We start from the raw sequence: 4,599 nt of genomic DNA on the forward strand, positions 1-4,599 counted from the left end.
GGGTGAACAAGGTGTTATTAACCTTTTAAGAGCAGAAGGATACACATTAACTCCCATGAATTATTAGGATGAAAAATTTACTTATTTGGAGCCTGCTGATTCTTAGCTTTTATGCATGTAAAACGTATAATGAAGACCAAAAAGAAGTCTTTAACACTACCATAAAGGCACATATAGATAGTTTAAACCAACAGGGCTTTAAAACCTTAGAAAGTGGTTTATTTTACCGTGTTATTGAAGAAGGCGAAGGAAAACACAACATTAAGTATACAGACAATGTTGAAATATATTATACGGGTTCCTTGCTCAACGGTGATGTATTTCAAGTAATCACGCCAGAAGAAGCTTTGAATTTTGACGTTAAAGAATTAATTGTTGGCTGGCAAGAAGCCCTTGGCCTAATTCGAGAAGGTGGAGTTATTGAAATATACATTCCTCCTTATTTAGGATATGGTGATAGAAAGACTGAAAAAATACCGCAGAATTCAATTCTGCATTTTGTACTAGGCGTAAAAAAGGTGGTTTAATTACCACCTTTTTTCTTTGTCTTATATCCTTCAGCAACCAATATCTCAGCTACCTTATCTTTGAAATTTCCTTGTATTAAAATCTCTCCATCTTTGGCACTACCTCCTACTCCACATTTGCTTTTCAAAATTTTAGCCAAATCTTTCAGATCATCACTCGATCCAACAAAACCTTCAACCAAGGTCACTTCCTTACCCTTTCGTTTTTTTCTATCGATAGATACATACAATAGTTGCTCAGATGGATCTAGTGTCTCTTCTTCCAACTCATCATCATAATCGTAAGAAAAATCTTGATTCGTACTGTATACGATATCTACTCTCTTCTTCTTTTTATTTCCCATTACTCACAATATTTATGGCTGTTTTAAAATCGTCTGTTTCTATAAAGTCTGGATGCAAATTTATGGCATTTCTAATAGTTTTTGCTGCTCTCGTCTGAAAAATCCCAACATGCAAGCCTTGTGCTTTCAGTTTTTCAATCTCTGTGTTCGTAGTTGCTGAGTATTTCACTTCAACACCATATAATCCGGGATGTTGGGTTAAGATTTCGTCTAAATTTTCATCTGAATTAACAATGTACATCACCTTTTCATAGTGTGTAATTACACTATCTAACCAAGACTTTTGAGTCATTAACAAATGAATATTTGCAGCTCCCACACTTTGCCAATTCATTTTCTCCAAACCTCTCATCAATACCTCTTGACCATACAACCCGCAATTGTTCCAGTGTTTAATATCCAGATAGAAAGATTTATTAGGATAACGAGAAAAGTCGAACTCATTCAAACAAATCAACGCTTCTCCGTTCTTCAATTCTAATTGACTCAATTCTTTATCCGTATAAGAAGAGATACAAAGTGCATCATCAAATTTCTTTTTCAGATCAGCATCATGAAACACCCACATGGAACTATCCTTGCTAAATTGAATATCCAACTCAACTCCAGCGCAGGCTTCAAAAGATAAGGCGTAATTAACCGCTTCCAAAGAATTATCTATATAGGGCGAATGTATAGCTGTGATTCCAGCTCCCGCGTGACTTATAATAGCAACATCGGAGAATTTGGCTTTTTCACAAGCCGAAACAAGAATTAATAGTAAAATCAAACTAAAACGCATAACTCAATCCCATATTTAAATGTGCATTAAAATAAGCTTGCGTTCCACCAGGAGAACTTTCTGCTCCCACACTACACCCTATATTGACATGGTAAAGAAGCGAACCTCCAATTGCTACTCCGGTATGTGTTCCAATTTCATTATAAAAAGTACTGTTCTTTTTACCCACAGGAAGCAGGGATGAAAAAGTATTTGCCCCGATTATGGCGCGAATACGCTCTCCTTGGAAATAGGTATAATTATACCTCAAGTTCAAAGATGGATGGACTGTTCGTGCGGCAAATGTCGCTCTTGTTCCACATCCTAAAGCCATAGTAATACTTTGGTTTTCTTTTAGCTCGTGTTCAAAAAACACTTGAGAATAGACATCGAACCTATTGGTCCTTACTTCTAACCCCAAATTGTTTTGAGCCCAGGTAAATATCGGAATCACGACGAGAGTTAAGACGAGTAAGCGCATTATTGATTGTAAACTTTCACTTTACAGTTGTTCAATAAATTCTGATCTTTCAACTGAATTTCTAACTGCTTTCTCAATTTCTCATTCACTTGTAACTTATCCACCTCAAGGGTATCGTAGTAATGCACTGCCAAGGCAAAAATGGTATCTTTCACAGTTTCATTTTGCGCCTGCACCCCTGATAGAACTTCAATAGATTCTACCTCCGGATAATGCAAAGCAATCGTCGATGCCAAGGTTGCTGCATTTACTTTTTGCTTTTTTAAATTCTCTATGGAACTCTTCAAATTGGCATTCTGAATGTTCAAATCTCTTATCAATTCATCCTTCTTCATGATAACATCATAACCCGCCCCAGAAGAAAGGTTGCTGTTTTTAAATTCGTCCAAATACTCCTTCAACTTTCTATCTACATCCTCCCCTTGAATAATAGATAAATTGTTTTCACTTAGATTGTACGTTCTCAGCTGAGCATACCATACTTGTAAGGTAGATTCTGGCACCGTTTTATTGGTCAAAATGACCTCTACTTTAGGTATTTCTCCAGTCAAATCAAACTTTTGATTCACATCTAATGTCTCATCTGTTTCAATTACATTTCTAATGAAATTGGTGGCATTTTCCGTAAAAATAGTCTCCTGTACCTTTCCATAAAACAAGTAAACAGAAGGAACGATAACCAAGAAAATCAAAACGGTAGAAACTACTTTCACCTTCTTCTCTACCTTAGGATTTATGAAGTGTCTAATTGGGAATTTTAAATACCTCACCACCAAAATGGTAGATAAACAGATAAAAAGTGTATTGATTAAAAACAAATACGATGCACCAAAAAAGAACTGCCAATTTCCATTCGCTAAACCATAACCCGCCGTACATAAAGGAGGCATAAGTGCAGTGGCAATTGCTACCCCTGGAATTACTGTATTGTTATCTCCTCTACTGGCAGCAATAATACCTGCCAAACCACCGAAGAAAGCAATGAACACATCCATAAGGTTAGGTCCAGTTCTCGCTTCTAATTCAGGTGTTAAACCATGTAAAGGAGTAATTAAAAAGTAGATATAAGCCGTAAGTAAGGAAATACCCACAGCCACACCAAAATTCTTTAAAGAATCTATGATCAGTTTAATGTCGTTTGTTCCAACCCCTAATCCCATTCCTCTGATAGGTCCCATCAAAGGTGAAATAAGCATGGCTCCAATAATCACTGCCACCGAATTGGTGTTTAAACCTACAGAGGCCACAACAATAGAACACATCAGTACCCACACATTGGGGCCAACAAAATTTATTCCTTCTCTTATGTTTTTAATGGTTCCATTGATATCAGCACCATCTTGAAAAGAGACAGTTTCCTTGAGAAAGGAGAAAATAGACTTAATCCCCTCTCGCACATCTGTATTGATATTGATTTTTGTAGGATCTCCTTCTATAGGATCGTCATACTTATTACCGTTATCATACAAGTGTTCAAAGGCCTTCTTACGCCTTTGTTTTTCCTCATGGAGTTCATCTTTGGGTTGATCAGATGATGAAGTATTTTCGGCAGCACCCTCATTCGGTGTATTCTCTTCATTTTGAGCTTTGTTCTGCTCGTCTTTAGGGTCTATATTTTCCTCGTTCATTGTAATAACTTAAGCAACCGTTGCATTTCCATCGTATTTCTTTCAGAAGAAAGCGCTTTTTTAATGAGTTGTTTTTCTTGCTTGGTTAAATGCCAAGATAGTGAAATTTTGTCCTTAGGCGTCTCCCTCAAATTTAAACTTACAATGTCAATAGGGTAATCTTGGTACCTTAAAAATAGATTGACCAATTCATCTTGATTATAATCTTGCACCTTAGGAAAGTTACCATACACGTTGGAAAGTGGCTTAAACATTTTTTCAAATAAAGAGATGGCATGTTCCTCATCTGGATTCAATCCCTTTTTCGTATCTCTAATCTGAACAATGATTACTCCACTGGTATTTTCCTTAATCCAATCTTCTAAGGCACTCAAATAGCGCAAGGTAGTTTTGGCCCCATAATTATCTCGTATTCCGGCATCCATAATATGAACTTCCGGTTCTGTAGGCAGTGTAACCATTGGCGTTATATAGGGAAAGGTTGCATTCATCCTTAATGCAGTTGCAAAACGTAATTCTCCAGCATCTTGATGTTGAATGATTTTATTGAGCTCTACATTTTCAGTCAAAACAGAATCTCCCTCAACAATGCCAGAACCAAACATAAAACCAAGATTCTGACTACTAATAATCAACCTTCTTCCATCTTCTATAATGGTGGGTGAAAAGACAAAAGTGGGTACCAATGCTGCTTGTTCAACCTCTCGGTAATCCTTCAATTGTTTGTTTAAAACTTGATTGGTGTTACTCAACAACTGTTGTTCTAAAGCGTATCCTCTATCGGTTGTATACGTTTGTCCATTATAATCGAACTTTTGATATCTAAAAAAGATATCATTAGTAGCTAGTGAAACCCCTA

Annotated in this window: 6 protein-coding genes; 1 reads left to right on the forward strand and 5 read right to left on the reverse strand. The window is 36.6% G+C overall.

Features of this window, described 5'->3' with window-relative positions; all coding sequences use genetic code 11:
* Nucleotides 1-68 precede the first annotated feature (68 nt).
* Nucleotides 69-527, forward strand: a complete 459-nt coding sequence (locus R3333_RS12495) for an FKBP-type peptidyl-prolyl cis-trans isomerase (RefSeq protein WP_318959110.1) — start codon at nt 69-71, stop codon at nt 525-527.
* On the opposite strand, the gene R3333_RS12500 is transcribed toward R3333_RS12495, so the two are convergent.
* The 5 genes from R3333_RS12500 to R3333_RS12520 form a co-directional block, all read right to left on the reverse strand.
* Entirely contained in the window at nt 524-871 is a 348-nt protein-coding gene (locus R3333_RS12500; protein ID WP_318959111.1) for a translation initiation factor, read from the reverse strand. The two genes, R3333_RS12495 and R3333_RS12500, sit on opposite strands and share 4 nt — an antisense overlap.
* Nucleotides 861-1,652 carry a glycerophosphodiester phosphodiesterase gene (locus R3333_RS12505; protein WP_318959112.1) on the reverse strand — a complete coding sequence of 264 codons (792 nt, stop codon included), beginning with the start codon at nt 1,650-1,652 and terminating at the stop codon, nt 861-863. The genes R3333_RS12500 and R3333_RS12505 overlap by 11 nt, the downstream gene beginning before the upstream one ends.
* A complete protein-coding gene (locus tag R3333_RS12510; RefSeq protein ID WP_318959113.1) occupies nt 1,642-2,085 on the reverse strand; it encodes a hypothetical protein in 444 nt (147 codons plus the stop codon). The genes R3333_RS12505 and R3333_RS12510 overlap by 11 nt, the downstream gene beginning before the upstream one ends.
* Before the next feature lie 26 nt (nt 2,086-2,111).
* Nucleotides 2,112-3,740: a DUF389 domain-containing protein gene (locus R3333_RS12515; RefSeq protein ID WP_318959114.1), complete on the reverse strand. Its 1,629-nt coding sequence runs from the start codon at nt 3,738-3,740 to the stop codon at nt 2,112-2,114.
* Nucleotides 3,737-4,599, reverse strand: an 863-nt coding sequence (locus R3333_RS12520; RefSeq protein ID WP_318959115.1) for a hypothetical protein, incomplete at its 5' end; no start/stop codon positions are given. The genes R3333_RS12520 and R3333_RS12515, both read right to left, overlap by 4 nt.

This window comes from Lishizhenia sp. (assembly GCF_033720595.1).
Lineage (GTDB): Bacteria > Bacteroidota > Bacteroidia > Flavobacteriales_D > Crocinitomicaceae > Lishizhenia.

Excerpts from the sequence above, each read along its gene's own strand:
- R3333_RS12495 (WP_318959110.1), top strand. The coding sequence starts at position 69 with ATGAAAAATTTACTTATTTGGAGCCTGCTGATTCTTAGCTTTTATGCA.
- R3333_RS12500 (WP_318959111.1), bottom strand. The coding sequence starts at position 871 with ATGGGAAATAAAAAGAAGAAGAGAGTAGATATCGTATACAGTACGAAT.
- R3333_RS12505 (WP_318959112.1), bottom strand. The coding sequence starts at position 1,652 with ATGCGTTTTAGTTTGATTTTACTATTAATTCTTGTTTCGGCTTGTGAA.
- R3333_RS12515 (WP_318959114.1), bottom strand. The coding sequence starts at position 3,740 with ATGAACGAGGAAAATATAGACCCTAAAGACGAGCAGAACAAAGCTCAA.